Raw genomic sequence first — 26,711 nt, 5'->3', positions numbered from 1 at the left:
ATCAGCGGGCCCTGCCACCGGCCCGGCAGTGCTGCGTGGAGAAGGGCAGTGCTACTTCGAGAAGTACGGGATGATCAGGTACAGCCCGAAGAGGACTGCCACGCCACACAACCCAAAGCAGATATAGGCGAAGGAGCGCTTGACGCCGGGGGACGCCTGCTGGGCGTCAGCGGCAATCGCTGTGAACCGGACACCCAGCGAGTAGAGGGTCACCACGATTGCCGCGGACACGAGGGTGGCGCCTGCAACGGTCAGGAGTTCCAACCACTTCATCGTTGAGTCTCCTTGCGGTCGGTTGCTTTTGCTCTTGCTTCTGCCCTGGCTTTTGCGTCGGCCTTGGCTTTCGCTTTGGCTTCGGCCCGGGCCTTCTTCTTTGCGAAGCGGACGGCCTGGCCGGCTTCCTCCACCTCGACGGCGTTCTGGTGGCTCACGGAGGACTTTCGTGAGTAGAAGAACATGAACAGGACAGCCGCACTGCCCGCGACGGCGGCGATGAGGACGCCCACGGCGCCGGTCTTCACCAGGAGGGCGGTCAGTGCGCCGACAACGCCTGCGGCCGGGAGGGTGAAGAGCCAGCCCAGGGCGATCTTGCCCACCATGTTCCAGCGGACCGTGGTCCCGCGGCGGCCCATTCCCGAGCCGATCACGGAGCCGGAGGCCACCTGCGTAGTGGAAAGGGCGAAGCCCAGGTGCGAGGACGCGAGGATGGCGGACGCTGTACTGGTCTCCGCCGCGAAGCCCTGGGCGGGCTTGACCTCGGTCAGGCCCGAGCCCATGGTGCGGATGATGCGCCAGCCGCCGGCGTAAGTGCCGATGGCGATGGCCAGGGCGCAGGCCGAGATCACCCAGAGCTGGGGGCCGGAGCCGGGGGCCTGGGTTCCGGCGGCGATCAGGACCAGGGTGATGATGCCCATGGTCTTCTGGGCGTCGTTGGTGCCGTGGGCCAGGGCCACCAGGCTGGAGGTGAAGATCTGCCCGGTGCGGAACCCGCCGCGCTTCTGGGTAAGCTTAGTGCCCGTCTCGGGATCGTGGCGGGAGGTCAGGGCGTAGGCCAGGCGCGTGCAGACATAGGCGGCGAGGCCGGCAATGACAGGAGCGAAAACAGCGGGAAGGATGACCTTCTGGAGCAGGGTTTCAAGGTTGACGGAGTTGAAACCCGCGCCGACGATGGCTGCGCCGATGAGTCCGCCGAACAGCGCGTGCGACGAACTGGACGGCAGGCCCTTGAGCCAGGTGATCATGTTCCACAGGACGGCACCCATCAGCCCGGCGAAGATGATCTCCGGGGTGATCTGGACGCCGCCGGATCCCTCCCTGATGATGCCGCCGGAGATTGTCTTGGCAACCTCGGTGGAAAGGAATGCGCCCACGAGGTTCAGCACCGCCGCCAGGGCGACGGCCGTCTTGGGCTTGATGGCACCCGTCGCGATGGGCGTTGCCATGGCGTTCGCGGTGTCGTGGAAGCCGTTCGTGAAGTCGAAAAATAGTGCCAGTGCGATGACCAGCGCCACCATGAAGGTGATATCCACCTGTTGCCCAATCTGCAGAGTCGACGTTCAGCAGTTTCACTTACCAGGCTGCCTTGCACAGCATAGTTCACCAGCTGTTTGCGTGGAATGACTTGCGGCGCGGGCACAACCGGCGGGAAACCCTAACGATCGTACGCGTCCCGGGCATGAGGTCAAAACACGGGTTGGAGCAGGAAAGACCGGAGCCGGTCCAGTTCCGGAGGCGTTATTCCGCGCCGGGGATGCGGCGAGACGGTCAGGATGCGGCGGCCAAGGATCCGGGCCCACTGCTGTGCTTCAGCCTCGAAGGCCAGTTGGTCGTCCACCCAGGCCACGGCGTCCGGGCCCGTTTTTTCGACATCTGCCTGGATGGCCCGGAGCTTCCACCAGCCGGTCCCGCCGGCCGCCCCGTCCGCGGCGAGGTACGGCCAGTTCCGGCCGGCAAGTCCGACGGCGGGACACAGGTATTGCGGGGCCAGTTCCTCCCAGCTGGTGAGCCAGACGCACCGCAGCCAGGGCGTCCGGGCCAGGGTATTGAGCCCAGTCACGAGTTCGGCAGCGAAGGCGACCGGCAGAAGCCCGGCGTCGGCGCGCCGCCATTCAGAGCCCCAGCCGGTTACGCCGTCCGAGCCGAACGGACAGACCACCCCGTCGACGTCCAAATAGAGCGTGCGCCACACACTGCACCTGCAGGGGCTCAGCCCTGGTGGAACTGGGGCGGCCGTGGCCCGGCATCCAGTTCCGGCGCAATCTTCTCTTCGAGGGCCGCCACCGTGACATCGGGCAGGACGATGAGGCCGTCCAGCTCATGACGCGCCCGCTTGTAGGCGGCTTGACGTTCGGCCGGGGTGGCAGCGTCGTTCTCGGCGATCATCAGCAGTTTGCGTGCCGTGGCCAGCCGTTCGCGTTCGGGCCCGCTGAACTTGCTGTCCCGGACGCGCCGGGCTTCCCGCTCGGCCACGTCAAGCGCCACCGCAAAGTTGTTGACCGCCTGCCGGTACGCGTCAAGGCCGGCCACCGACCGGAGGTCTTCGGCTGAGGCGGGCCGCTGGCCGTCCGCTTCCCGCTTGGCCCGAAGGAAGGCTACCGTGAGCGGTTCGCGGACGTCCGTCATCATCGGGAAATCGATCAGCTTGCCCACGTCCAGCTCATAGTCGAGCCACCGCCGATTGGTCGCGTCGTGGGTCGCCATCAGCGCCTGCACCTCGCCCACGGAGGCCCTTTCGGCTTCCAGCGCCTGGTTCCTGAGCTTGTACAGTTCAACCCGGCGCCGGTGCCGGCGTTCGCCTGCCTGCCGCCAGCCGCTTGCCCAGCGACCGGCGAACGCCATCAGCGGAAATACCATCCACCACTTGTCGGAGAGAAACTCCATGAGGGGGCTCACCCGTTAATCCTCCCAGCCCGCGGGCCCGGCCTCAAGAAGCAAGGGAAGATCCACCACCCGGCGGGACAGGGAGCTCAGGGGGCCGGAGTCACCTGCGCGGCATTGACGTTGACCAGCCAGGACACTCCGAACCGGTCGGTGCACATGCCAAAAACATCTCCCCACGGAGCCCTTTCCATGGGAACTGTCACCGCTCCCCCGTCGGCGCTGAGCTTCTGGTAGTAGCCGCGAAGCTCCACCTCATCGTCCCCGCTGAGGGAAATGGATATGGAGGAGCCAGGGTGGTATTGCATGCTGTTGGGGGTGTCCGCGCCCATGAGTACCAGGCCCTGGGTGGTGGCCAGCATGGCATGCATGATCTTCTCCGCTTCCGCAGGGTCTTCGCCGGCCTGGAAGTCGCCAAAGGTGCTGAGCGTCAGTTCGCCGCCGAACACGGACTGGTAGAAGTTCATCGCCTCGCGGGCGTTGTCGCGGAAGCTCAGGTAGGGATTGAGGACTGTTGGCATGGGAGGGTCTCCTTGGAAGGGGCCGGAACCGCATCGGCCGGAACTGGGGCAGACACCATCCTGCCTCATGCTGTGACGGCCCGGTAGGGAAACACTCCCATGTTCACGGCACGAAGCGGTAGCCCGCGCCCGCTTCGGTCAGCAGGTGCCGGGGATTGCCTGGATCGTCCTCCAGCTTCCTCCTCAACTGGGCCATGTATACGCGGAGGTAGTTGGCTTCCTTACCGTAGGACGGTCCCCAGACTTCGGCCAGCAACTGCTGCTGCGAGATGAGCCGCGACGGGTTGCGGACCAGGATTTCCAGGATGTTCCACTCCGTGGGGGTGAGCCGCACGGGCTGCCCGGAACGCAGGACCTGCCGGGCCAGGAGGTCAACGGTAAAGCCGGCGGAGCTGACCAAGGGGTGTGTTTTGGCCTGCGGCACCCTCCGCAGCAGCGCACGCAGCCGCGCCAGCAGCTCATCGAGGCCAAAGGGCTTGGTGATGTAGTCGTCGGCGCCGGCATCAAGGGCGCCCACCTTGTCCGGGGATCCATGGCGGGCGGACAGGACCAGGACGGGCACGGCGCTCCAGCGGCGCAGGTTCCTCAGGACCTCGGTCCCGTCCATGTCCGGCAGGCCCAGGTCCAGGACCAGCACGTCCGGCGCGGACCGGGAGGCCGCCGCGAGCGCGGAAGCACCGTCCACGGCCGTGTCCACCGCGTAGCCGTGCGCGGCGAGCGTGATGCGGAGGGCCTTCAACAGGTGCGGATCGTCATCGATGACCAGAACCCTCGCCTTGGCCTGCCGGGCACTGCCAGGGGTGCCGCCGTCGTTCCCCCTCATGGCTGCACCCCGGCAGCCGTGTGGATGCCGGGGCTGCCGCCGGCGGGGGCGCTGGCCGGTATGCCGGTAGAGAGGGGCAGGCGGATCACCATGGTCAGGCCGCCGCCCGGGGTTTCCCTGGCGGTGAGCGTTCCCCTCATCGACTGGACGAAGCCCTGCGCCACCGAGAGTCCCAGTCCGATCCCGGTGGACGTGGATGTGTCGTCGAGCCGCTGGAACGGACGGAACATCTCCACCACTTTGCGGGCCGGAACGCCGGGACCGTGGTCAATGATCTGCAACTCTCCACAGGGATGACCGTCCAGGACACTGCCGCCGGCACCGCCTGCCACCACCACAGCCGTGCCCGCGGCATACTTCAGCGCGTTTTCCAGGATGTTGGCCACCGCCCTCTCCAGCAAGCCGGCATCGGCATCCACCGGGGGCATGTTGGCCGGCAGCGCCACCCTCACCGCTCCCCGGGGCAGGCCCCGTAAAGCAGCTTCAACGGCCTCGGACCAGCGGACCGGGCCCAGCAGCGGTTCCACCGATTGCGCGGTGATCCGCGACATATCCAGGAGGTTGGCCACCAGCAGGTCCAGCCTGTCCGTGCACTCATCGATGGTCTCCAACAGGTCATGCTGCTCCGCCGGGGTGTAGGCGACGCCGTGCTGCAGGAGCCCGCCGGCAGCCAGCTTGATGCCGGCCAGGGGCGTACGGAGGTCGTGGGACACTGCCCGGAGGATGGCAGTGCGCATGGCGTTTCCCTCCGCGAGGCGGAGCATTTCGGTGCGGGTGGCTGCCAGCTGGCGGCGCTCGAGCTGTGCTTTGACGTGGACCGCGAAAGCGGCCAGCAGCCTGCGCCCGGACGGTGGAACCTCACGCCCCAGCAGCACCAGCGAGGTTTCCTCATCCACCTGCTCAACGGTGGTAGCGGGAGTTCCGGTGCCGGGAACCCCGGCCAGGGGCCCCCGCAGCCGGTCCGCGGCATCCCCGGCTGCGGCAACCACCTGCCAGCCGCCCAGCCCAACGTCCGATCCGGCGTCGTCCTTCACTGCCCTGCCCGGCGCGTCACTGCCCCCGGCGGACGCGTGCTCACCGGTACCGGGTCCGGCGCTGGGCCGGGCCAGGACAGCGGCGCCGGTGGCGCCGAAAACGTTCACCGCTTCAGCCAAAAGCCCCTTCAGGTTGTCCTCGTCCCGGGACGCCGCGAGGGCCAGATCGGCCAGGGTGGCTGCTTCGGCCCGTGCCGTGGCAGCCTCCTTGGACCGCCGGGCAGACCGGTCCACCACCCCTGCCACCGCTACGGCAACCCCGGCGAACACGGCCAGCGACAGGACGTCCTGAGGGTCGTGGATGGCAAGATCCCGCAGCGGCGGCGTGGAAAAGTAGTTGACCAGCACGCTGCTCCATAATGCTCCCGCAATCGCGGGCCAGAGGCCCCCCACCAGGGCGACGGCCACCGCGCCGGCCAGCTGCAGCAGTGCCGCCGTGGCCACGCTGTGGTCAAAGACTGCCAGCAGCAGTTGCAGCCCGGCCGGAAGCGCGGCGGCGAGCGCAAACCCGATCATCACCCTGCGGCGCCCCAATGCGGTCCGCTGCCCGGCGCCCCTGGACAGGGATGGCCGGGACACCGCCGGCCGGGGCACCACCTGGACATCGATGTCCCCGGCACCGCGCACCACCTTCGCTTCCACGCTGCCGCCGGACAGGACGGCAAACCTGCGGCGGCTCTGCCCTACCAGGATGTGCGTGGCATCGTGCGCGCGGGCATAGTCGAGCAGGGCCCCGGCGACGTCGCCGGACGAAAGCGCGTGATAGCTGCCGCCGAGCCCTGCGACGAGCTGCCGCTGGGCCTCCAGCGCATGCGGCGACTCGCCCTGCGCGCCGGACGGGGTCCGGACGTGGACGGCAAGGACGTCACCTTCGCCCGCCCGCTCCAGGAGCTTCGCGGCGCGGCGCACCAGGAGGTCTCCCTCGCCGCTGCCGTTAAGGCCGATGACGATGCGTTCCCTAGCCATGAGGCACATTCTCCCACCAATGGGCAGGGCAGGTGCCCTCCTCCGCCGCGCCGGCCGGCGGCGGAGGAGGGGTGCGGTGCGGCCCGCGGGAACGTAGGCTCGGGGCATGGCCCGATTCTTTGATGTCCACCCCCACGACCCCCAGCCCCGCGCCATTGCGCAGGCGGTGAAGATCATCCGCGACGGCGGCCTGATCGCCTACCCCACCGACTCCTGCTACGCGCTGGGCGCGCAGATGGGCAACCGCGAGGCCCTGGACCGGATCAGGAGCATCCGGCACCTGGATGACAAGCACCACTTCACGCTGGTCTGCCGGGACTTCGCCCAGCTGGGGCAGTTCGTGAACATCAGTAATGACGTGTTCCGGAGCATCAAGGCCGTCACCCCCGGCAGCTACACGTTCATCCTGCCCGCCACCAGGGAAGTTCCCAAGCGCCTGCTCCATCCCAAGAAGAAGACCGTGGGCGTGCGTATCCCGGACAACCGCGTGGTGCAGGCGCTGCTGGCCGAACTGGGCGAACCGCTGCTCTCCAGCACACTGCTGCTGCCGGATGAGGAGGAACCGCTGACCGTGGGCTGGGAGATCAAGGAGCGGCTGGACCACCAGGTGGATGCCGTCATCGACGCCGGGGACTGCGGCGCCGAGCCCACCACCGTGGTGGACTTCTCCAGCGGGGTCGCCGAGATTGTCCGGCGCGGCATGGGCGATCCGTCCAGGTTCGAATAACCCACACAGGGGTATCCGCAGTGAGCCGTCGCGGGGCACTTTGCCGCCGGCCGCCGTCGTAAGTTACAACGGCGGCCGGCGGGTCCGTGTCAACGTGCCCCGTTACGGGAGGGCGGCTTAGTCCTGCTTGCGTGCCCTGCTGGGCTGGACCCGCGGCGGTTCCCCCGGCATCTTGGGGTAGTCCGGCGGAAAGGGCATCTCGCCCAGGCCGGCCTTGCAGTCGCGGTCCCACCACTCCAGCAGAGTATCGATGGTGCCGGGGCTTGCACTGAAATCCGCCCAGGGATCGCCCACCGCCTTCAGCCGTCCGGGGACGGTGAGGATGGTGAAGTTTTTCGGATCGGCGTGCTCCAGTTCGTCCCATGTAATGGGGCATGAGACTGGGGCGTGCGGAAGCGCCCGCGGGCTGTAGGCGCCGGCGATGGTGCGGTCGCGGTTGGCCTGGTTGAAGTCCAGGAACACGCGCCGGCCCCGTTCTTCCTTCCACCAGGCAGTGGTCACTTTGTCCGGGATGCGCCGCTCCACTTCCCGGGCAGCGGCGATGACTGCATGCCTGACGTCCAGGAATTCGCGGGTGGGTTCGATGGGCGCATAGACGTGGAGTCCGCGGTTTCCGGAAGTCTTGATGAAGCAGGTCAGCCCGGCCTCGGCGAGGACCTCCTTCAGCACCAGGGCGGCGGGGACGGCGTCATCGAAGTCGGTGCCGGGCTGCGGGTCGAGGTCGATGCGCAGCTGGTCCGGGTTGTCGGTGTTTTCTGCGCGCGAAGGCCAGGGGTGGAACACCACCGTGTTCATCTGGACGGCCCAGACGGCGGCCGCGGGCTCATCGAACACCAGCTGCGGGTGGGACCGGGCACTGGGGTAGACCACTTTGACTGAGCGGATGAAGTCCGGCGTTCCCTTGGGCGGGTTCTTGGAGAAGAACTGTTCACCGTCGATGTTGCCGGAAAATCTTTGCAGGGCCACCGGCCGGTCCCCGTTGGCGGCGATGAACGCCTCCCCCACATCGCAGATGTAGTTCACCAGGTCCAGCTTGGTGAGGCCCAGGTCCGGCCACAGGACCCGGCTGGGACTGGAAATCCGCATCTCCCGCGGACCGTGGGGACCCTGCACTGTGATGGTGGTCTGTTCACTCGCCATGGGGACAACGTACACCCCGGCGCAGGCCGGGACCGGCACATCCGGCAGGGCTCCGGCATGATGGACCCATGCCAGCTTCCGAACAGCAGCTCACCATCACCGCAGGTGACGCCACCTTTTCCGCCGTCTATGCCCGCCCCGCGGAGCCCACCGCAACCGTGGTGGTGGCACACGGCGCAGGCGCGGGCATGGAGCACCCGTTCCTCCGCGGCTTCAGTGATGCCCTCAACCGCCTGGGCCTGGCCACCCTGCGCTTCAACTTCCCTCACCGGGAGGCAGGGCGGAAGTTTCCCGACCGCCCTCCCGCGGCGATTGCCGCCTGGCGGGCCGCGATGGCTGCGGCCCGGTCACAGGCTGAAGCGCATGCGGACCGCGGCCCGGTGTGGGCTGCCGGCAAGTCGTTCGGCGGACGAATGGCCTCCATGGCCGTGGCCGAGGGGATGAACGCCGCAGGCCTGGTGTACCTGGGCTACCCCCTGCACGCTCCGGGGAAACCGGACAAGCTCCGGGACGAACACCTGTACGGGCTTACCACGCCCATGCTGTTCCTGCAGGGGACCCGGGACACCTTTGCCACCGCCGACATCCTGTCGGACGTCGTGTCCCGGATCGGGCCCAGTGCCGTCCTGCAGTGGGTTGAAGGCGGTGACCACTCGTTCGCGGTGGCGGGCAAGAAGCGCCCCGCCGACAAGGTGGGGGCGTCCTTGGCCGCCCCGGTCGCCGACTTCATTGCAGCGCACTCCTAAGGGTCCTCGGCCAGCCACTACCTGCGCTGCTTGGTCCGTGCCGTGGCCGGGGCGGACCAGGGGTCTTCCGGCCACGGGTGCTTGGGGTAGCGGCCCCGCATTTCCGCACGTACCTGGCTGTACGGTCCCGACCAGAATGAGGTGAGGTCATCGGTGACGGCGAGGGGGCGGCGGGCCGGCGAAAGCAGGTGGAACAGCACCGGCACCCTGCCTCCCAGCAGCCTCGGGGATTCGGCCAGGCCGAAGCACTCCTGCAGTTTCACCGCCACCACCGGGGCAGCCGCGCCGTCACCGGGCTCCGGGTAGTCAATCCGGACTTTGGCGCCGCTGGGCACGTCAAGTCCTTCCGGGGCGAGCTCGTCCAGCCCGGCGGCTTCGGGCCACGGCAGCAGGCGGCGCAGGGGCTGGGCCAGGTCGAGGGAACCCACCGGCTTGCCGGCGGCGAGCTCTTCCAGCTCCGGCCCCAGCCAGTCTTCCAGCCGCGACAGCAGTGCACTGTCCGACATATCGGGCCAGGGCGCTCCCAGCCCGCGATGCAGGAAGGCGAGCCTGCGCCTCAGTGCGGACGCCGACGCTGACCATGCCAGCGTCGAGAGCCCCCCGGTCTGGAGCGCCGCCGCCACGGCCCTCCTGCCCTGCTCTGCCGTGGGGCGGACCGGCGTGGCGGACAGCACGATGGCCCCGAGCCGCCTGGTCCTCCGCGCACTCACCCGGCCGCCACGGAATTCGGTGTCCACCGTCTCGGCCAGCAGGTTCGCCGCGGCGCTTTCGGCCATCGCCGCCGAAAGGGGTGCAGCCGCGCGGATCACGGCGCCGGTGCCGGCAGCGTCCCGGCCCTCCGTCCGGGACACTTCCGCCACGGCCACCCATTCCTCCCCCGACAGGCTGCTGCCAACGGGCAGGCCGGCCCTGGTACCGGATGTAAGTAGGTACTGCCCGGCGCCCCCGCTGGCGGGAACGCGGCGGGCCACCCGGTCCGGAAAGGCGAGGGCGACCACGGCCCCTACAGCTTCGCCGCCGGTGGCAGGTATGGCAGGGCCTTCCACGGCAGCGGTTTTTTGCCGCCGGGCCAGGCCAGCCAGGCGCTTGGCCTCCTCCGTCCAGCGGCGGCCCGCGGGGCCCGGGTCGGCACGGAGCTGGGCGAGGAGGCGGGGCAGGTCGGCTCCGGGGGCACGGTCGTCCCCGGAGAGCGCCGCCACCACCTCGGCGGCGAGCTGCTGGCCATGGGAGGCGCCGCCGTCGAGCAATGCCCGGGCCAACCGGGGATCGGCGGGTATCCCGGCAAGGGTGCGCCCCGCCTTCGTCACCTGGCCGTCGTCGGACACGGCGCCCAGCTCGCGGAGCACCTCGACGGCGTCCTCCATGGCCAGCCGCGGGGGTGCATCCGGAAGGGCGAGCCCCCTTCCGCCCGGGGCACCCCAGCAGGCCAGGGTGAGGGCGGCACTTGTCAGGTCGGCCACGTTGATTTCCGGCGTCACGTGGGCGGGGGCTGCCCCGTATGCCTGCTGCGAATAGCAGCGGACCACCGTTCCCGGCCCTTGCCGCGCGGCGCGGCCGGCACGCTGGTCGGCGGATGCGCGGGAGCAGGAGACCGTCACCAGCCCGCTCATGCCCCGGCCGGAGTCCCGCCGCGGCTCGCGCGCGAGCCCGGAGTCGATGACCAGCCGGACGCCGGGCACCGTCAGCGAAGACTCGGCAAGATCGGTGGAGACGATGATCCGCGGCGGGTCACCCGGACCGCGCCCCGACACCGCCCTGTCCTGCTCCGCCGCGCCCACCTGGCCGTGGAGTTCGAGGACGTCCACGCTGCGGCCAGTGCGGGTACGCAGCGCAGCTGCAACGTGGGAGACCTCCCGGGCGCCAGGGAGGAACACGAGGGCGTCCACTGACTGGCAGGCGGCGGTGGCGCGGGCGTGGGCGTCCGCCGCTGCCGCGGCCACATGGTCCAGGAAGGAACGGCTCACCCCCCTGGCGTCCAGCCGCGCCCCTGGCGCCGGGACCCACTGGACCTCCAACGGATGGTTCACGGAAGGACAGTCGACCACGGGTGCCGGCACGCCGCCGTCGGAATCCCCCAGCAGGCCGGCGAACCTCGGCGCGTCCAGCGTTGCAGACATGGCGACGACGGCGAGGTCGCCCCTGAGCGCACGGACCTCCGCGAGCATGCCCACCAATAGGTCGGTTTCCAGCCCACGTTCGTGCACCTCGTCCAGGACGACGGCGGCGGTCCCGTCAAGCCCGGGATCGGCCAGCAGGCGGTGGAGCAGGATGCCCGGGGTGACAAATTCGACCCGGGTGCCGGGGCCTGCCTGGCGTTCCCCGCGGACGGTGTAGCCGACGCGGCCTTCCCCCCGCCCCCTTCCGTCCAGGACGGAGAGCCGCCGGGCAGCGGCCCGGGCGGCAACACGGCGCGGCTGGGTGACGACGACGCGCCCGCGCCGGCCGTACAGATTCGCCAGCAGCGGCGGGACGAGCGTGGTCTTTCCTGTTCCGGGCGGCGCCTGCACCACAGCTGCGCCGGGTGAGCTGCCGCTTTCCAGTACGCTGCGCAATGCGGACAGGGAACCTTCGAAGGCAAGCCCGGCGCCGATGGCCGCAAGGTCGAAGTCGTCGGCGGGCAGAGGGCCCTCAAGGGGAGTCATCCGTCTATTCTGCCCTGCCGTGTGGCACCCCACCGTTGGGGTCAGGGCTTTCCTTGCCCCTTGCCCTTGTTCTTGTCCTTGGCTTCTTTGGCAGTGTCCGACCGCTGGTCGCCGGGAACATCCGCGGCCGGTGCAGGGGCGGGAGCAACGGCAGGCACCGCCGGTTCCACGGGAGCGGGGACGGGTTCACTTTGGTCCGTGTCGGCAAGGGGGGCGCTGTCGGAGGGAGCAGGAGCGGCTGCACTGGGTTCCGGCGCGGGAGGTGCTGCGGCGGCCGCCACTTTCGTGGCGAGGTCCGACTTTACTGCCGAGAGCGCGGTCTCGATGCCGCGGTAGCGTGCGGCGGAGAGGCGGCCCGCTGCTGCCGCGTCACCCAGGTCTTTCTCGAGTGCCTGCAGGGCGGCCAGTGCTCCGTCCATCCTGTTCTCCGCGGCCGCCTGGCTGATGCTCAGTACGCGGATCTGGAAGCCCCGGAGGACGTTTTCGTCGGCGTCCGCAGAGCGGATGCCTGCCGCGCCAACCACCAACGCCGCGGCAACCAGGGTGCAGCACAGGGCGATCAGGCCACGGAGCCTCCGGCGGCGCGCTGGCGCAGGGTTTGCCCCGGCTGCCTCAGCGGTGTGTCCGGGTGCCGTGGCCGGTTCCCCCTCACGCGGCATGCCGGCCCCGCATCGGCATGGGAGCGGTGGAGCGAACAGGCAGCACGGTGACGGTGGCCGGTTCGGCCCCGGCGGCCGCGGCCGTGGTCTTGTCTGCGGGGGCAGTACGCCGGGCCAGGAGAATCCGGACAGCCGTCCGCAGGATAGTGGCGATCAACAGGCCGATGCCCACTCCGAGGAGCACATGGCCCGCAAGATAGTGCTGGGCAGCTCCCGGGCCACCCTCCGCGGCAACCGCCGCCCCGCCAACGGTCAGCATCAGTGACAGGGCCGTACCGAAAATTGCGCCCATGGCTCCTGCTCCCATCCCATTTAATCAGCAAGCTTACTAGTAATGCTCAGTAAGCTTACTACCTGATGGGCCTGAAGCAAGAGTACGGAAGGCCGGCGTTCCCGCGCGCGGAGCGGAAGCCTTACGCCCATCGATGGGCAGGCCCGGTCAGCCCGCCGCTTCGAGCAGGCTCTCCGCCGGCGCAAGGCCGGCGTACCGGCCCTTGTAGAAGAGCAGCGGTTCGGCGTCGTGCCGCGCGTGGAGGTGCCGCACCGCGGCCACCACGATGGTGTGGTCGCCGCCGTCGTACTCTGCGTGGAGCTCGCAGTCGATCCATGCGAGCGCATCATCGAGCACGGGATTTCCCAGCGGCGAGGAAGTGTGGCTGACGCCGGCAAACTTATCTGCTCCCGAGCGGGCGAACTGCCCCGCGAGGTGCTGGTGTTCTGCCGGGAGGATATTGACGGTGAAGGAACCGGCCTTCCGCAGCACCGGCCACGTGGTTGAGGTGCGCGCCGGGCTGAACGTGATTAGGGCAGGATCCAACGACAGGGATGCGAAGGACTGGCAGGTAAAACCGGCGGGCCCGTCCGGAGTGGAACTGGTAATTACGGTCAGGCCACTGGCGAATGTTCCGAAAATATCGCGCAGGCGGCGCGGGGCAAGATCTGAAGTGACTGTCATGGAAATGGCCTCTCATCTGGATCGTTACCTCACCAAACCACCCCGACCAGGCCTGTTCAAGCGGCCTGAAACGCGCGGACTCGGACCGCAATCCAGCGTCACGCCCGTACATCCGGCGTCATCCGCACTGGTCCACCCGGATCCTGCCGTGTCCCTGGATGACGCAACACATGACGGTTTTAGTCGCGCTGTTCGCGTCCTCCGCGCCGGGCTAGCCGCGCTGGTCCAGCGCGGCCAGCAGCCGCCGGACCGATCCGCCCAGGTTCCAATCGGTGGCAAGCCGCTCGAGTTCGGCGCGCCGCTCGCCGCTCACGGGTTGCAGCAGGGCGCCGGCTTCGTCAAGGGTGGGAAGTTCCAGGTCCCGCACCAGGCGGACGACGGCGGGGGCTGCTTCAAGGTACGCGGCGGCGGCAGCCAGCTTGGCCTGGACAGGACCGGATACCCCGCCGTCGGGCTCTTCCGCCGCTGCCAGCAGGCGTTCCAGGGTGCCGTGCTTGAGCAGCAGGGACGAAGCCGTCTTCTCACCGATTCCCGCCACGCCGGTCAGTCCGTCGGAGGCATCCCCGCGCAAGGTTGCATAATCGGCGTACTGCTGCGGCAGGACCTTGTACTTGGCCACCACGCTTTCTTCCGTGATGACTTCGAGGTTCTTCATGCCGCGGGCGGTGTAGATCACCCGGACGCCGCGCTCGTCATCGCAGACCTGGAAAAGGTCACGGTCGCCCGTGACGACGTCCACCGGAAAGGCAGACTGGCTCGCATAGGTCCCCACGACGTCGTCGGCTTCATGGTGAGCCGCACCGACGATCGCGATGCCGGCCAGCTCCAGCACCCTGCGGATCATGGGCAACTGCGCTTCGAGCCCCTCCGGGACCACCTCAACGTCCGTGCCATCCGGTACCGCCCGGGCCACCCGGTGGGCCTTGTAGGTCGGAAGCAGGTCCACCCGCCATTGGGGCCGCCAGTCATCGTCCCAGCAAGCCACAAGATGGGTGGCCTGGTAGTCGATGGTGAGCCGGGCGATCATGTCCAGCAGTCCGCGGACGGCGTTGACCGGCGTACCGTCCGGATGGCGGATGGTGTCCGGGAGGCCGTAGAAGGCACGGAAGTAGAGGGAGGCAGTGTCGAGCAGCATGAGTCGCTGGGGCATACCTTGATCCTGACACGGAACGGCTCCGTACGGCAGCAGGCGGGTCCTGTGCCTGAAGGCCACCCAGGGATGACCGCCCGGTTCATGGGCATTGACCACGGAAGAGGCATGGGCGAGGATATCGGAATACGCTTTCCTACTCGAACCAGGAGTGCCATGCCCGCGGATCCGATCACAATCAACGACAACGGCGCATGGTGCTGGTTCCAGGACGAGCGGGCCGTGGTCGATCCCGTTACCAACACCCTGCTGGTGGGTTCCGTGGCTGCCCCCGACGGCCCAGGCGGCGAAAGCCGGGGCGGCAACATCGAAATTGCCGTCCTGGACCTGGCCACCGGCCAGAGCACGGTGCACGTCCTGCACCAGAGGTTGGAGGCCGATGACCACAATGCGCCCGCGCTGCTGATCAGGCCGGACGGCCGGTACCTGGCCATGTACGCGAAGCACAAGACAGACAACTTTTCCCGCTGGCGAATCTCCACGCGACCCCACGACGCCTCTGAATGGGGCCCGGAAGAATGCTTCGACTGGACGGAACTGGCGGCCGGCCGCGGCGCCACCTACTCCAACCTGCACCGACTGGACGCGGAATCCCGGGTATACAACTTTGTCCGGGCCATCAACGACGACCCCACCATGATGGTCTCGGAGGACGACGGCAGCAGCTGGAGTTACGGTGGCAAGCTCTTTACCCGGCCTAAAATCGGCTACGTCAACGGCTACACCCGCTATGTCGGCAACGGCACCGACCGTATCGACCTCATCACCACGGACCACCACCCCCGCGACTTCAACAACAGTATTTATCACGGCTTCATCCGGGACAACGCGCTGCACGATGGACAGGGCCAGGTGGTTTCCAAGCCCCTGCTCGGCTCCGCCGGCATCAACCAGAGCTCCCTCACCACGGTTTTCCAGGCAGGCACCGAACTCGGCGGGGACATCCTCACCCACGGCTGGACCGTCGACGTCCGCGGCCAGGGCTCCCAGCTAGCCGCCATCATCAGCTGCCGGGCGAACGACGTCAACGGCGCCCTTGGGCGGGAGCAGGCGCTCGACGTCGATGACCACCGCCTGCTCTACGCCCGCTTCGACGGGATGCGCTGGCAGTTGCACCATCTCGCAGCAGCCGGCCCGGCCCTGCTCCCCCACGAACAGGACTACACCGGGCTGGGTGCGGTGGACCCCTACGACCTGGACCGGGTGTACATCTCCGCTCCTGCCGATACCCGGACCGGTGATGCCACCGCACATTACGAGCTCTACGCCGGCCGGACCCGGGACGGCGGCGCCACGTGGGAGTGGGAGGCAGTGACAGCCAACTCCTGCGTGGACAACCTTCGTCCGATGGTGCCGCCCGGAGACGCCGCCGTGCATGCGGTTTGCTGGTTCCGCGGCAGCATGCGCTCCTCGCAGGCCTACCGGACCGAAGTCGTGGTGCTTCCACGGTGACCTGACGCCGGGGGCTTTACGCCTGCCCGGCCCCTTGCGGCGTGTCGATCACGCGCGGGATGTACTCGAGCAGCTGGAGGCGCCCGTCAAAGGTCCTGCTGTCCACCATCTCCAGGGCAACGTCAGGGTAGCCCTCATAGATCCATTCGCTTCCGGTACGCCCGGTGATCAGGGGGAAGACAACCAGGCGAAACCGGTCCACCAGGCCGGCTGCTACCAGGGACCGGCAAAGGCTGAGGCTGCCCAGGGTACTCAAAGGCCCCGCAGAGGTCTGTTTCATCTGCCTGACGGCCTCAACGGCGTCCCCGGGCACCAGTTGGGAGTTTGGCCACCGGAGGGGTGTTTTTAAACTGGAGGAAAACACCACCTTGGGGACGGGAGCGAGGCCCGTCAGCGATGCGGCTTCCTCCTCGGAGAACCCTTCACCCCCGGCTGCTGCGTCCTCCGACATGCCGGACATGAGGCGGTAGGTGTTGGCCCCCATCAGATAGGTCCGCTCCGTACGGGCCTCCTGCTTGAGCCAGGCCAGGTATTCCGGCCCTTCCAGGCCCCACCAGCCCGGCCAACCCTCCCCAGTGGCACAGCCGTCCAGGGTGACGATTAGGTCCACCATCAACTGGCCCACCGCCGGTCAGAACCAATCGCCGTCGGCGTAGGCGCTGCGGACGTGGGCGCGCAGGTACTCGCCCACCACTGCGGCGCCCAGATCGCCCACCTCGGGGGCCACCACCCGGCCATCCACACGGTGCGCCATCCGCTGGATGAAGCGTTCCAGGCCGGGGTCGTTCCCCAAGCGGAAAAAGGTGGTCTGCGCCCCCATGCGGCCAAGCCGGTCCAGTTCCCCGATGGTGGCCCGGATGGTTTCCGCATCGGGCGGCCAGTTGAACCAGGAGTCCCCGTCGGGCAGCAGATGCGCGGTGGGTTCGCCGTCGGTAACCACCAGCAGGACCGGCTGCATGGACGGGTGCTGGCGGAAGAAGCGGCCCGCCAGCAGCAGGCCGTGGTGCAGGTTGGTGCCCTGTTCGCGCAGGGCCGGCAAAGCCGTCAGTTCTCCGATGTCCATGGACTGCGCGTAGCGGCCGAACGTGATCAGCTGCAGCCGGTCCCCCCGGAAACGGGTGGACACCAGGTGGTGCAGCGCGAGCGCCGTCCGCTTCATGGGAACCCACCGCCCCTCGGCAGCCATGGAGAAGGACACGTCCACCAGCAGGGCAACGGCGGCTTGGGTCCGGGCTTCCGTCTCCGCTACTTCGATGTCGTCCACGGCGAGGCGCAGTCCGCGGGCCGGGTCACCGCCGTCGGCCATGGTCCGCCGGATGGCGTTGGTCATGGTGCGGGTGACGTCCCAGGGCTCGGCGTCGCCGAACTCCCACTGCCGGCTGGACCCGGTCTGTTCGCCCGCAGCCCCTGCCATCCTGGTGTCCCGGCTGCCCTGCCGCCCGGACAGCTGCCTGGCAGCGTCACGCAGCAGCGACTTTCCAAGCCGGCGCATGGCCTGCGGGGACAGCCGAAGGTCGCCGTCCGCTCCGCGCCGCAGATAGCCGCTGTCCTGCATCGCCCGCTCAATCTCCGCAAGCGTCCTTGCGCTTACCGCGGCGCTCTCCCCGAGCTGGCGCGCAAGGGCATCCAGGTCCAGGTCGTCCAGCCGGGAGCCGTTGTAGCTTTGTGACAGCTGTTCGGACAGTTCGTCGAGTTCGGCGATGTCCTGGAGCACCCCGGTGCCATCACCCAGGCCCAGGCCTTCCTGTCCTTCGAAGCGTTCCGATCCGTTCCAGTCCTCCCCGGGCCGCAGTGCCTGCAGGGTGGCGTCGAGTACGTTGAGCTGGGCCATGAGTTCGGGAGAGCCGAAGGCCTGGGCGGACAGCCGCATCAGCTCATCACGCTGCTCCGGGGACATTGACTGCAGGAGCCGCTGGGCCGCGGCGGCGCGCTGTGCCAGGGCATCCACCAGTTCCTCAACCGACTGCGGGTTCTCCGGAAAGTACTGGCCGTGCTTGGCCATGAATTCCTGGAAGTCCGAGTCTGTGTCTTCGCCCCGCCGGTGTTTGCCCAGCAGCTCGTTAAGGTCCCGGAGCATCGCGCTTACGGCCTCGCGGTCTTCATCGGTGGCGCTCTCCAGCGCCTGCTTCATCCCGGCGAACCGCTGCTCCAGGACTTCCCGGCCCAGCAGGTCCTTGATCTGTTCGTAAGCCTCGCGGGCTGCACTTGACTGCCAGTCGTAGGATGCGAGCTCGTTGACGGCCGCGGCGGTGGATGGCGGCAGGTTCTGCAACTGCATTTCCCGGAAGGCACGGTCGGTGTTGTCCATCATGGCGTCCCGGGCCAGTTGCTTGCGTTCTTCCAGTACGGCGGTGTCCAGGAGTTTCTTCACTTCGTCCAGGGTGCCGTCCAGCCGGTGCCGGCCAAGCAGGTCGCGCCGCCGCTGCTGGACGCGCCGGGCAAGGTCGTCCAGCCCGTCGCGGTTCCGGCCGCCCCTTCGCAGGAACTCCTGCAGGGCGTGGCGCGGCGAGTAGCCTGCCATGACGTCCTCGGCGACGGCGTCGAGCGCCTCGGCCAGGTCCACCGGCGGGGCGAGCGGGTCCGGGCCGCCCGTGTACCGGCCGTACCTGGCGGACCGTTTATGGATAGCCATGGTGCCTCCTGGGCTTAGCCGTAAATGGTTTCCTCGTCGTCGGACTCCTTGGAGATCCGCCGGCCCAGGTACAGGCCTTCCAAGGCGAGTTCGACGGCGGCGGCCCGCTGGCCGTCGTTCACCGCACCGAGGCGCCGGCCAATTTCCTCGTAGAGGCCGGAGCCGTTCAGCGACGGCAGGTTGCCAAGGAACTCCCGGGCTGTGACCTGCTCGCCGGTGCTGACGGTCCGGTGGCCATCGAGGGCGTTCACGAGCGGGCCCATGTCCAGCCCCTGGAAATGGGCCCTGACCGCCTCGGCTGTGGCGGTGCGCAGCAGGTGGTCAAGGACGCCCTGCTCACGCCCTTCCTCGCCCGATTCGAATTCAATCTTCCCGGTGAGCACCTCCACGGCGGGTTCCAGGTCGATGATCCGGGCGACAGCTTGGTCCTCACCCCGCAGGCTGGCCCGCCGCAGGGCCGCGGCGGCGATGGTCTCTGCCCCGGCAATGGCAAACCGGGCGGAAACACCGGACGTCTGGTTGATCGCCGGCGACTGCCGCAGCGCCCTGGTGTAGCGGGCCAGGATCTCCAGGATGAACGGCGGGACATCCGCCACCAGCCGGCCCTCCTGCCGGATGACCGAGACCTCGTCTTCCAGTTCGATCGGGTAGTGCGTGCGGATCTCCGCGCCGAACCGGTCCTTCAGCGGCGTGATGATCCGGCCGCGGTTGGTGTAGTCCTCAGGGTTGGCGGAGGCGACCACCAACACGTCCAGCGGCAACCGCAACACGTACCCGCGAATCTGGATGTCCCGCTCCTCCATGACGTTGAGCATGGCCACCTGGATGCGTTCGGCAAGGTCCGGCAGTTCGTTGATGGCGATGATGCCGCGGTTCGAGCGCGGAATGAGCCCGTAGTGGATGGTCTCCGGGTCCCCCAGCCGGCGGCCTTCGGCTACGCGCATCGGGTCCACGTCACCGATGAGGTCTGCCACCGAGGTGTCCGGCGTTGCCAGTTTCTCGACATAGCGCTCCGAACGGTGCCGCCATGCAACCCGCAGCCGGTCCCCTTCGGTCACCGCGCGGGTCCGGGACTGTTCGGTGATCGGTTCGAACGGATGCTCGTTAAGCTCCGAATCCTCAATCACGGGCGACCATTCGTCCAGCAGCCCGGCCAGGGTGCGGAGCAGGCGGGTCTTGCCCTGGCCGCGCTCGCCCAGCAGGACAATGTCATGGCCTGCTATCAGTGCCCGCTCCAGCTGGGGAATCACCGTCCTGCTGAAGCCATAGAGGCCTGGCCAGGGGTCGCGTCCTTCCGCCAGGGCGGCGAGGAGATTGTCGCGGATTTCGTGGCGAAGGTCCTTGAGGACGTAGCCTGCCGCACGGAGTTCACCAACGGTGTAGATATCGGGGCGATCAGTCACCTCTCTACCGTAAGCCCCGCCCTGCGGCTAATCGAGAGATTCCTCCAGATTCCCAAACGGCTGCCCGTACCGCTTGCCGCTCCCCGCGCCTCGCAGGCTCGGCACGGGGTCCCCTCGCGGCTACCGCTTGCCGCTCCCCGCGCCTCGCAGGCTCGGCACGGGGTCCCCTCGCGGCTACGCTTAGACGCAATGACACAGAGCACATTGATCCTTTTAGTCCGGCACGGCCAGACGCCCACCACTGGTACCGTCCTGCCCGGCCGGGCCCCGGGGCTGCACCTTTCCGAGCGGGGACGTGCCCAGGCCGACGCCGTGGCTGAGCGCCTTTCCGGCCTGCCCGTGCACGCGGTCTATTCCTCGCCCCTCGAGCGGGCACGGGAGACGGCGGAGCCTACTGCGGTCCGTGCCGGGGTCACCGTCAGCGAGGACGCCGGTCTCCTGGAATGCGATTTCGGCGACTGGACGGGTGCCGCGCTCGCCGGCCTGACGGGTTTGCCGGAGTGGCAAACCGTCCAGCACAACCCGTCCGCTTTCCGTTTCCCCAATGGCGAGGGGTTCTCCGGAATGCAGGCCCGGATTGTCGGCAGCCTGGACGCACTCCGGGCCGCGCACCCGGGTGCCGTCGTCGTCTGTTTTTCCCACGCGGACCCCATCAAAGCGGCCGTCGCGCACGCGCTGGGCACCCACCTGGACCTCTTCCAGCGGATCATGATCAGCCCGGCGTCGGTCTCGGCGATCTCCTACACCGACGGCCAGGCACCCGCCGTGCTCACGGTGAATTCGATGTCCGAACCCCTCAGCGGGCTGAGGGCGCAGTGATCGGACGTGCATTAGCGTGGGGCCTGCGGTGTCCGGGCGGGAACTGACACTCCTCACGGAGGGCCGCGTGGAGTTGCTGGGCCGCATCATGAGCGGCAGCAATGCCACCTTCCTCGTGGCGCTTTCGTGCGGGGAAGACTCCAACTGGGCAGTCTATAAACCCGTTGCGGGGGAACGTCCGCTCGCAGATTTCGACGCCGGCCTGCACCGCCGGGAGCGGGCCGCGTACCTGCTCAGTGAGGCACTGGGATGGGGAATCGTCCCGCCGACGGTGGTCCGCACGGATGCACCGCTGGGGGTGGGGTCCCTGCAGTGGTTCATCGAGGGCGACCTCGAGGAGCACTACTTCACACTTTTCGCCGACTCCCCCGAAACGCATCCGGAGCTTGCCCGGATGGCCTTGTTCGATTACGTGGCGAACAATACCGACCGGAAAAGCGGCCACGTGCTGCGCGGCACCGACGGCCACATCTGGGGCATCGACCACGGCCTGTGCTTCTCGGCCGCGTTCAAGCTGCGGACGGTGATCTGGGACTTCGCCGGCGACCCCGTTCCTGATGCCCTGCTCGAGGACATCAGCCCCTTGGCCGCCGCGGTGCCGCCCGACCTCGCCGCGTTGCTTGACGAAGCCGAGGTGGCCGCACTCCAGCGCAGGGTCCAACGCATGCTGCAGGAAAAGGTCCTCCCCGTGGACCGCACGGGCATGCGCTACCCCTGGCCCTTGGTCTAGATGCTTTGATCCAGATGGTTCCGGCCAGGCCTCTCCCGTCCTGGCCGTGGGACTAGGCGGCAGGCCTGCGCGGGTCCTGGCGCCCTTCCATGGCGGCCGCTGCCGCCGGGGCTGCCTGCTCAAGGTAGGCGCCGATGTGGTCCAGCAGGTAGTGCTGCCCCTGCACGGTTGGATGGTCGCCGTCGGGACCGATCAGATCGTCGAAGTCATCGCTGATCCAGCCCTCGGCAATCGGGTCCACGAACTCCCCGCCGGCCTGCTGGGCGGCGGCCTTGAGCTGGTCGCTGATGTCCACCAGCCCCGGGTCCGGAGTTGCCGTGTAGGAAGGCGGGCCCACCACGATGATTCTGGCATCAGGGGCCAGGGTCTCCGCCCGGTCCATTGCGGCAAGGGCAGCGCTGCCTATGTCAGCGGGCGCGTACCCCAGGTCGTTCTCGGATCCGAAGAAGACCACAATGCCCGTGTCCGGGGTGACGAAGTCTTCAACCTGGGTGCCGAAGGTTCCGTTGTAGTCACCCAGGCTGAGGTAGCCGCTTCCGTCCTCGGCGGCGTTGACCACTTCCAGGCCGGCCACTTCCGGGTCTTTCCGCATAAGCGCCGGCCATGCCTGCTGTGGAGAGGTACCGTGGCCTGTGCTCAGTGAGTCCCCGACCACCACCACGCGGACAGGAGGCGCCGCCGTGGCGGATGGCTGGGTCTGGGCCGTGCTTCCCGATGTGACGGCCAGGAGGAGGGCAACAGCTCCCGCCGCGAGAACGCGCCCGGGGTGCTCGGAAAGCAAGAAATTGTGCCGCATGGGTGCTGCCTCCTCCCTGGAAATGCGTGGCGGCAGCTGACTCGCTGCCGCCGATCTGTCCTTTGTCCGTGTCCCATCGTAGGCAATTGTGGGAACACTGTAGGGCGAAGGTGACCAGAATCAACAGGATGCACAGCGACTGCACAGGAAGTCTTAGGGCATTAGGTAGCCCTCGGCCGGGTTTGGGGGCAGGGGTCCACGGCCACTCCGGCTGCGCTTGGGCAGCTACCCTTGACCCGTGCAGCAGCAATCCACGTGGAACCCCGCCGCCGGCCTTTCCGAGCAGGCACCTGGCATCTACTTCGCCGAAGGGCCGGCCGCCAACTGGATCGTGGTCCGGGACGGGACGGGCTTCATCCTCATCGACAGCGGCTACCCCGCCGACCGCCGCCACGTCCTTGCCTCACTCCGCTATCTGGGCCTGGAACCTGCCGACGCCCTTGCGCTGCTGGTCACGCACGGCCATGTGGACCACACCGGCTCCGCGGCGTACTTCGCCGAGGCGTTCGGAACCCCGGTGCTGTGCGCCCCCGAAGAACTGGCGCACGTGCAGGGAACGGAAAAGCACCAGGTCACCCTTGGTCAGGTGCTCAGCCGTGCATGGCGGCCGCGCGTCCTGCGCTGGATGGTTCATGCCATTAAAGCCGGTGCGCTGGCGGCGAAGCCTGCGGCCGGAGCACAGGCGTGGGACGCGGCCACGCTCCGGTCCCTGCCGGGCAACCCCGTCGCCGTCTCCCTGCCCGGCCATACCCCGGGCAACGCGGCAATCCTCCTTCCGGAGGCGGGCGTCATCGCAGTTGGTGATTCGTTCGTCACCGGCCACCCGATCAGCCGGACTGCAGGGCCGCAGATGCTGCACCGGATGTATCACGCAGACCCTGCAGAGGCGGTGGCCGCCCTGCGGAAACTGGAGGGAACGGATGCCACTGTCATCCTCCCCGGCCACGGGCCCGCGCTGCACCTCCCGTTGGGCTCGGCTCTGGCCGCCCTCGGCCGGGGCGCCCGGGAACGCTGATCCTGGCGGGGCCGTCCGGGGCGGGTTCAGAACTTTCCGTAGCGCCCCCGCGCCATGGAGTACACGCCGTAGCAGATGAGCCCGGCCGCGATGGCGGCGAGAAGGAACACGCCGTAAGGCTGTGAGCCGAGGGTTTTCAGTCCACCGTCCAAACCTGAGGATTTGGACGGGTCAGCGGTGGCGGCCGCCACGATGATCAGGATACCGACGACGGCGAGCACCACACCTTTGGCTGTGTAGCCGACAGTTCCGAGCCACTCGACCGCCGTGCGGGCGCTGCCCGGATCCTGCAGGTCCTTCATGAACTTCCGGGAAACACCCCGGTAGGCATAAAAGATGCCGGCGCCGGCGATCGCCAGCCCCACCGCAACCACAAGCACCATCCCGGCCGGTGCCCCCATCAGCTTTGCCGTGAAGTCGCTGGCCGACTGGCTGGAGTTCTTGCTGCCGCCCGAGGCAAAGACGGCAAAGGTGAAGGCCAGGAAACCAAACACGACGGCCTTGCCCACCGCGGTGGCCGCCTCTTTGACCTTCTTTTTGGATTCAGTCCCGCTGCGGGCACCATAGAACGCTTCACTGAGCATCCACAGGGCGAGTGCGCCGCAGGCCACGGCGCCGGCCCAAAGCAGGATGCCGCCGCCGGGCTTGGCTGCCAGCGTTCCGATCGCGCCCGACTGGTCGGCCTCGCCGCCCTGGCCGCGGGCCAGTTGCAGGGCAATGACGCCGATCAGGATATGGACCAGGCCGATGAAGACAAATCCTGCCCGGGCCAACATGCGGACCACCGGGCTGCGGCTGGCGGATGCGGCCTCCGATACTGCCCTGTTAGCTCCCTGCGACGCGTTGCCCATGGCCGGCCCTTCCCAAATATGTAGTTGGTTCTTCTCTTCCCGGTCAGCCTCCCCGCCTGTCAGCGTCGCGGAATGATTCAGTGTAGATCCGCCCGTGCCGGCCCAACAGGTGCAAAGAAATTCCCGGCCATCCACGGATCGGCACTACAGTCGAAGCGGTGCATGCCAAACAGAACCCTGACGAACTGACCGCCCCGACCCTACCGTCCGTTGCGGCCGGCAATGCCGAAGACGGGTTCGTCCGGGTGCGTGGGGCCCGCGAAAACAACCTGCGGAACGTGAGCGTGGACGTGCCACGGGATGCGATCGTGGCGTTCACCGGTGTCTCCGGCTCCGGCAAGTCGTCCCTCGCGTTCGGCACCATTTACGCGGAAGCGCAGCGCAGGTTCTTCGAATCGGTGGCACCCTATGCCCGGCGGCTCATCCAGCAGGGGCACAACCCCAAGGTGGAACAGGTTACCGGGCTGCCGCCCGCCGTCGCCCTCCAGCAGCGCCGGGGCACGGCCACCTCCCGCTCCACCGTTGGCACCGTCACCACCTTGTCCAATTCGCTGCGCATGCTCTTCTCGCGTGCAGGCACCTACCCTGCCGGCGCCCCTTCGCTGGACTCGGACGCCTTCTCCCCCAACACTGCGGCCGGCGCCTGCCCGGAATGCCACGGCCTGGGTACTGCCCACACCGTCAGTGAAGCATCACTGGTTCCAGACCCGTCCCTGAGCATCCGTGATGGCGCCATCGCGGCCTGGCCCGGCGCCTGGCAGGGCAAGAACCTGCGCGACATCCTGTCCCACCTGGGCTACGACGTCGACACCCCCTGGCATCAGCTTCCCCGGAAGCAGCGCGACTGGATCCTGTTCACCGAAGAACAGCCTGTGGTGGAAGTGACGCCGCAGCGGGACCGCGTGGCCAAGCCCTACAAAGGCCGGTTCTGGAGCGCCAAGAGCTACGTGATGCACACGCTGCTCGACTCCAAGAGCCCTGCAATGCGGGAGAAAGTGCTGCGGTTCATGGAGACGGGACCGTGCCCCCGCTGCGGCGGGACAGGACTCCGGCCCGAGGCTCTGGCGGTCACCTTCGCCGGCCACACCATTTCCGGGCTTAACGCCGTGCCCATGGCCAAACTGGCGGAGCTTATCCGCCCCACCACGGAACTGGCCGCTGCGGGAACCGCCTCCCGAAGGCAGTCCTCCGAGTCCAACGAAGTGGCCGTGGCCATCACCCGGGACCTGCTGCAGCGCATCAACGTGCTGCTGGAGCTTGGCTTGGGCTACCTGGCGCTGGGCCGGCCCACGCCAACGCTTTCGCCCGGCGAAATGCAGCGGCTCCGGATTGCCACGCAGCTGCGCTCCGGGCTTTTCGGCGTGATCTACGTGCTCGATGAACCGTCCGCAGGCCTGCATCCGGCAGACGCCGAACCTCTAGTTGCCGTGCTGGACCAGCTCAAATCGTCCGGGAATTCCGTGTTCGTGGTGGAGCACAACATGGACCTGGTCCGCCGCGCGGACTGGCTGGTGGACGTGGGACCCCGTGCGGGCGAAGACGGCGGAGAGGTGCTGTACAGCGGCCCGGTGCAGGGCCTCAAGGCAGTGCCGGAGTCCGTGACGCGGCCGTTCCTTTTCCAGGAGGGAGAGCTCCGGGGGGAACGGCAAGCGGCAACGGGCGACGGCGGCGCTGACGCCGGCAGGGGTGGGCCCCGGCAGCCCGCGGGCTGGCTTGAGCTGCGCGATGTGAGCCGCCACAACCTGCGGAACCTGGACGCGGCTTTTCCACTCGGCGTCCTGACGGCGGTCACCGGTGTGTCCGGTTCCGGGAAGTCCACCCTGGTCAGCCAGGTCCTGGCCGGCGTGGCCGGCGCGGCACTGCGCACGGTGACCGGGCCTGCCGCCGATGAGCCGGACCAGGACCAGGCCGAAGACAACAATGGGCCCCTGAGCGTCGGCACCGTGAGCGGGCTGGAAGGGATCGACCGCCTGGTCAAGGTGGACCAAAGGCCGATCGGCCGCACTCCGCGCTCCAACCTGGCCACCTACACCGGGCTGTTCGACGCCGTCCGGAAGGAGTTCGCTGCCACCGAGGCTGCCAGGAGCCGGGGGTTCGGGCCCGGCCGTTTCTCGTTCAATGTGCCCGGCGGGCGCTGCGAGACCTGCCAGGGCGAAGGGTTCGTGGCAGTGGAACTGCTCTTCCTGCCCGGCAGCTACGGTCCGTGCCCGGAATGCCAGGGCTCGCGCTACAACCCGGAGACCCTGGAGGTCACGTACCACGGCAGGAACATCGCCGAGGTGCTGGGCATGACGGTCGACGCCGCCGCCGGTTTCCTGGCGGGAGTTCCCACCGCGGCACGTTCCCTGCAGACGCTGCAGGACGTGGGGCTGGGCTACCTCCGGCTGGGCCAGCCCGCCACCGAACTCTCCGGCGGCGAGGCGCAGCGGATCAAGCTGGCCACGGAACTGCAGCGCGCCCGGCGCGGGCACACGCTGTACCTCCTGGATGAGCCCACCACGGGACTGCACCCCGCCGACGTCCAGCTCCTGATGGCGCAGCTCAACCGGCTGGTGGACGCCGGCAACACCGTGGTCCTGGTGGAACATGCGATGGATGTGGTGGCCGCCGCCGACTGGGTGATGGACCTGGGGCCCGCCGGTGGTGACGCCGGCGGGGAGATCGTCGCCGACGGTGACCCGGCCGCCGTCGCGCGTTCCGTCAACAGCCGCACCGCGCCCTACCTGGCTGCCGCACTTCAGGCCCGCCACGCAGCCCGGAACGGGTAGCCGCC

General features: G+C 68.4%; 25 protein-coding genes. 7 read left to right on the top strand and 18 right to left on the bottom strand.

From position 1 onward, the window contains the following. Nucleotides 1-51: 51 nt before the first annotated feature. From LFT49_RS09870 to LFT49_RS09840, 7 genes are all read right to left on the bottom strand, one after another. Nucleotides 52-273: a hypothetical protein gene (locus LFT49_RS09870; RefSeq protein WP_236802573.1), complete on the bottom strand. Its 222-nt coding sequence runs from the start codon at nt 271-273 to the stop codon at nt 52-54. Further along, complete coding sequence (locus tag LFT49_RS09865; RefSeq protein WP_272910834.1) at nt 270-1,529, bottom strand: inorganic phosphate transporter; 1,260 nt, start codon at nt 1,527-1,529, stop codon at nt 270-272. Before LFT49_RS09865 ends, LFT49_RS09870 begins: the two co-directional genes overlap by 4 nt. Nucleotides 1,530-1,681: 152 nt before the next feature. Then, the gene (locus tag LFT49_RS09860; RefSeq protein ID WP_237430390.1) at nt 1,682-2,188 is read right to left on the bottom strand and encodes an HAD domain-containing protein; all 507 of its coding nucleotides are present in this window, start codon (nt 2,186-2,188) and stop codon (nt 1,682-1,684) included. A gap of 17 nt (nt 2,189-2,205) precedes the next feature. Then, entirely contained in the window at nt 2,206-2,892 is a 687-nt protein-coding gene (locus LFT49_RS09855; protein WP_236802570.1) for a hypothetical protein, read from the bottom strand. A gap of 74 nt (nt 2,893-2,966) precedes the next feature. Next, nucleotides 2,967-3,398 (bottom strand): VOC family protein, encoded by a 432-nt coding sequence (locus LFT49_RS09850; RefSeq protein ID WP_237430389.1) that lies wholly within the window; start codon nt 3,396-3,398, stop codon nt 2,967-2,969. 103 nt (nt 3,399-3,501) lie between these two features. Then, the gene (locus tag LFT49_RS09845) at nt 3,502-4,221 is read right to left on the bottom strand and encodes a response regulator (RefSeq protein WP_237430388.1); all 720 of its coding nucleotides are present in this window, start codon (nt 4,219-4,221) and stop codon (nt 3,502-3,504) included. Beyond that, nucleotides 4,218-6,221, bottom strand: a complete 2,004-nt coding sequence (locus LFT49_RS09840) for a DUF4118 domain-containing protein (RefSeq protein ID WP_237430387.1) — start codon at nt 6,219-6,221, stop codon at nt 4,218-4,220. The genes LFT49_RS09845 and LFT49_RS09840 overlap by 4 nt, the downstream gene beginning before the upstream one ends. 106 nt (nt 6,222-6,327) lie before the next feature. On the opposite strand from LFT49_RS09840, the gene LFT49_RS09835 reads away from it, so the two are divergent. Beyond that, nucleotides 6,328-6,948 (top strand): L-threonylcarbamoyladenylate synthase, encoded by a 621-nt coding sequence (locus tag LFT49_RS09835; RefSeq protein ID WP_236821921.1) that lies wholly within the window; start codon nt 6,328-6,330, stop codon nt 6,946-6,948. A 117-nt stretch (nt 6,949-7,065) separates the two neighbouring features. Here LFT49_RS09835 and ligD read toward each other — a convergent pair whose 3' ends face one another. Beyond that, entirely contained in the window at nt 7,066-8,088 is a 1,023-nt protein-coding gene (gene ligD, locus LFT49_RS09830; RefSeq protein WP_237430386.1) for a non-homologous end-joining DNA ligase, read from the bottom strand. A 68-nt stretch (nt 8,089-8,156) separates the two neighbouring features. Here ligD and LFT49_RS09825 point away from each other — a divergent pair, with 68 nt between their 5' ends. Next, nucleotides 8,157-8,834 (top strand): alpha/beta hydrolase family protein, encoded by a 678-nt coding sequence (locus tag LFT49_RS09825; protein WP_237430385.1) that lies wholly within the window; start codon nt 8,157-8,159, stop codon nt 8,832-8,834. A gap of 17 nt (nt 8,835-8,851) precedes the next feature. Here LFT49_RS09825 and hrpB read toward each other — a convergent pair whose 3' ends face one another. From hrpB to LFT49_RS09800, 5 genes are all read right to left on the bottom strand, one after another. After that, a complete protein-coding gene (gene hrpB, locus LFT49_RS09820; protein WP_237430384.1) occupies nt 8,852-11,476 on the bottom strand; it encodes an ATP-dependent helicase HrpB in 2,625 nt (874 codons plus the stop codon). Between the two features lie 41 nt (nt 11,477-11,517). Further along, nucleotides 11,518-12,135, bottom strand: coding sequence for a hypothetical protein (locus LFT49_RS09815; RefSeq protein ID WP_237430583.1), 618 nt, complete (start codon nt 12,133-12,135; stop codon nt 11,518-11,520). Beyond that, the gene (locus LFT49_RS09810) at nt 12,125-12,427 is read right to left on the bottom strand and encodes a hypothetical protein (protein ID WP_236802551.1); all 303 of its coding nucleotides are present in this window, start codon (nt 12,425-12,427) and stop codon (nt 12,125-12,127) included. The genes LFT49_RS09815 and LFT49_RS09810 overlap by 11 nt, the downstream gene beginning before the upstream one ends. A gap of 147 nt (nt 12,428-12,574) precedes the next feature. Further along, nucleotides 12,575-13,090: a flavin reductase family protein gene (locus LFT49_RS09805; protein ID WP_236821918.1), complete on the bottom strand. Its 516-nt coding sequence runs from the start codon at nt 13,088-13,090 to the stop codon at nt 12,575-12,577. Nucleotides 13,091-13,301: 211 nt separating this feature from the next. Continuing rightward, nucleotides 13,302-14,240, bottom strand: coding sequence for a 5'-3' exonuclease (locus tag LFT49_RS09800; RefSeq protein ID WP_237430383.1), 939 nt, complete (start codon nt 14,238-14,240; stop codon nt 13,302-13,304). A 156-nt stretch (nt 14,241-14,396) separates the two neighbouring features. Between LFT49_RS09800 and LFT49_RS09795 the strand changes: the two genes are divergently transcribed. Continuing rightward, entirely contained in the window at nt 14,397-15,692 is a 1,296-nt protein-coding gene (locus LFT49_RS09795) for a BNR-4 repeat-containing protein (RefSeq protein WP_237430382.1), read from the top strand. A 16-nt stretch (nt 15,693-15,708) separates the two neighbouring features. Here LFT49_RS09795 and LFT49_RS09790 read toward each other — a convergent pair whose 3' ends face one another. Genes LFT49_RS09790 through LFT49_RS09780 form a run of 3 tightly spaced genes read right to left on the bottom strand, consistent with a single transcriptional unit; the run spans nt 15,709 to nt 19,727 of the window. Beyond that, entirely contained in the window at nt 15,709-16,305 is a 597-nt protein-coding gene (locus tag LFT49_RS09790) for a dihydrofolate reductase family protein (protein ID WP_237430381.1), read from the bottom strand. 18 nt (nt 16,306-16,323) lie between these two features. Continuing rightward, nucleotides 16,324-18,324, bottom strand: a complete 2,001-nt coding sequence (locus LFT49_RS09785; RefSeq protein ID WP_237430380.1) for a vWA domain-containing protein — start codon at nt 18,322-18,324, stop codon at nt 16,324-16,326. A gap of 14 nt (nt 18,325-18,338) precedes the next feature. Next, entirely contained in the window at nt 18,339-19,727 is a 1,389-nt protein-coding gene (locus LFT49_RS09780; protein WP_236802544.1) for a sigma 54-interacting transcriptional regulator, read from the bottom strand. 189 nt (nt 19,728-19,916) lie between these two features. On the opposite strand from LFT49_RS09780, the gene LFT49_RS09775 reads away from it, so the two are divergent. Together LFT49_RS09775 and LFT49_RS09770 are read left to right on the top strand one after the other, a co-directional pair. After that, a complete protein-coding gene (locus tag LFT49_RS09775) occupies nt 19,917-20,546 on the top strand; it encodes an MSMEG_4193 family putative phosphomutase (protein WP_236802543.1) in 630 nt (209 codons plus the stop codon). A gap of 28 nt (nt 20,547-20,574) precedes the next feature. Then, the gene (locus LFT49_RS09770; RefSeq protein ID WP_237430379.1) at nt 20,575-21,276 is read left to right on the top strand and encodes an SCO1664 family protein; all 702 of its coding nucleotides are present in this window, start codon (nt 20,575-20,577) and stop codon (nt 21,274-21,276) included. A 52-nt stretch (nt 21,277-21,328) separates the two neighbouring features. Here the strand turns inward: LFT49_RS09770 and LFT49_RS09765 are convergent, their stop codons facing one another. Continuing rightward, complete coding sequence (locus LFT49_RS09765; protein WP_236802541.1) at nt 21,329-22,072, bottom strand: SGNH/GDSL hydrolase family protein; 744 nt, start codon at nt 22,070-22,072, stop codon at nt 21,329-21,331. Between the two features lie 238 nt (nt 22,073-22,310). Between LFT49_RS09765 and LFT49_RS09760 the strand changes: the two genes are divergently transcribed. Beyond that, on the top strand, nt 22,311-23,087 hold the full coding sequence (locus LFT49_RS09760) for an MBL fold metallo-hydrolase (RefSeq protein WP_237430378.1): 777 nt from the start codon (nt 22,311-22,313) through the stop codon (nt 23,085-23,087). Between the two features lie 26 nt (nt 23,088-23,113). Here the strand turns inward: LFT49_RS09760 and LFT49_RS09755 are convergent, their stop codons facing one another. Continuing rightward, nucleotides 23,114-23,938 carry a DUF1206 domain-containing protein gene (locus LFT49_RS09755; RefSeq protein ID WP_237430377.1) on the bottom strand — a complete coding sequence of 275 codons (825 nt, stop codon included), beginning with the start codon at nt 23,936-23,938 and terminating at the stop codon, nt 23,114-23,116. 185 nt (nt 23,939-24,123) lie between these two features. Between LFT49_RS09755 and LFT49_RS09750 the strand changes: the two genes are divergently transcribed. Further along, complete coding sequence (locus LFT49_RS09750) at nt 24,124-26,706, top strand: excinuclease ABC subunit UvrA (RefSeq protein ID WP_237430497.1); 2,583 nt, start codon at nt 24,124-24,126, stop codon at nt 26,704-26,706. Nucleotides 26,707-26,711: the final 5 nt, after the last annotated feature.

Source organism: Arthrobacter sp. FW306-06-A, assembly GCF_021870055.1.
Lineage (GTDB): Bacteria > Actinomycetota > Actinomycetes > Actinomycetales > Micrococcaceae > Arthrobacter.
Note: the sequence above shows the minus strand (reverse complement) of the source record. Positions and strands in the feature narration are given on the sequence as shown.

Bases quoted from the DNA above. Each gene is read 5' to 3' on its own strand.
- LFT49_RS09785 (WP_237430380.1), bottom strand. From the start codon at position 18,324: ATGGCTATCCATAAACGGTCCGCCAGGTACGGCCGGTACACGGGCGGC.
- hrpB (WP_237430384.1), bottom strand. From the start codon at position 11,476: ATGACTCCCCTTGAGGGCCCTCTGCCCGCCGACGACTTCGACCTTGCG.
- LFT49_RS09815 (WP_237430583.1), bottom strand. From the start codon at position 12,135: ATGCCGCGTGAGGGGGAACCGGCCACGGCACCCGGACACACCGCTGAG.
- LFT49_RS09810 (WP_236802551.1), bottom strand. From the start codon at position 12,427: ATGGGCGCAATTTTCGGTACGGCCCTGTCACTGATGCTGACCGTTGGC.
- LFT49_RS09825 (WP_237430385.1), top strand. From the start codon at position 8,157: ATGCCAGCTTCCGAACAGCAGCTCACCATCACCGCAGGTGACGCCACC.
- LFT49_RS09835 (WP_236821921.1), top strand. From the start codon at position 6,328: ATGGCCCGATTCTTTGATGTCCACCCCCACGACCCCCAGCCCCGCGCC.
- LFT49_RS09790 (WP_237430381.1), bottom strand. From the start codon at position 16,305: ATGGTGGACCTAATCGTCACCCTGGACGGCTGTGCCACTGGGGAGGGT.
- LFT49_RS09805 (WP_236821918.1), bottom strand. From the start codon at position 13,090: ATGACAGTCACTTCAGATCTTGCCCCGCGCCGCCTGCGCGATATTTTC.
- LFT49_RS09765 (WP_236802541.1), bottom strand. From the start codon at position 22,072: ATGCGGCACAATTTCTTGCTTTCCGAGCACCCCGGGCGCGTTCTCGCG.
- LFT49_RS09800 (WP_237430383.1), bottom strand. From the start codon at position 14,240: ATGCCCCAGCGACTCATGCTGCTCGACACTGCCTCCCTCTACTTCCGT.
- LFT49_RS09870 (WP_236802573.1), bottom strand. From the start codon at position 273: ATGAAGTGGTTGGAACTCCTGACCGTTGCAGGCGCCACCCTCGTGTCC.
- LFT49_RS09755 (WP_237430377.1), bottom strand. From the start codon at position 23,938: ATGGGCAACGCGTCGCAGGGAGCTAACAGGGCAGTATCGGAGGCCGCA.
- LFT49_RS09775 (WP_236802543.1), top strand. From the start codon at position 19,917: ATGACACAGAGCACATTGATCCTTTTAGTCCGGCACGGCCAGACGCCC.
- LFT49_RS09845 (WP_237430388.1), bottom strand. From the start codon at position 4,221: ATGAGGGGGAACGACGGCGGCACCCCTGGCAGTGCCCGGCAGGCCAAG.
- LFT49_RS09795 (WP_237430382.1), top strand. From the start codon at position 14,397: ATGCCCGCGGATCCGATCACAATCAACGACAACGGCGCATGGTGCTGG.
- ligD (WP_237430386.1), bottom strand. From the start codon at position 8,088: ATGGCGAGTGAACAGACCACCATCACAGTGCAGGGTCCCCACGGTCCG.
- LFT49_RS09850 (WP_237430389.1), bottom strand. From the start codon at position 3,398: ATGCCAACAGTCCTCAATCCCTACCTGAGCTTCCGCGACAACGCCCGC.
- LFT49_RS09840 (WP_237430387.1), bottom strand. From the start codon at position 6,221: ATGGCTAGGGAACGCATCGTCATCGGCCTTAACGGCAGCGGCGAGGGA.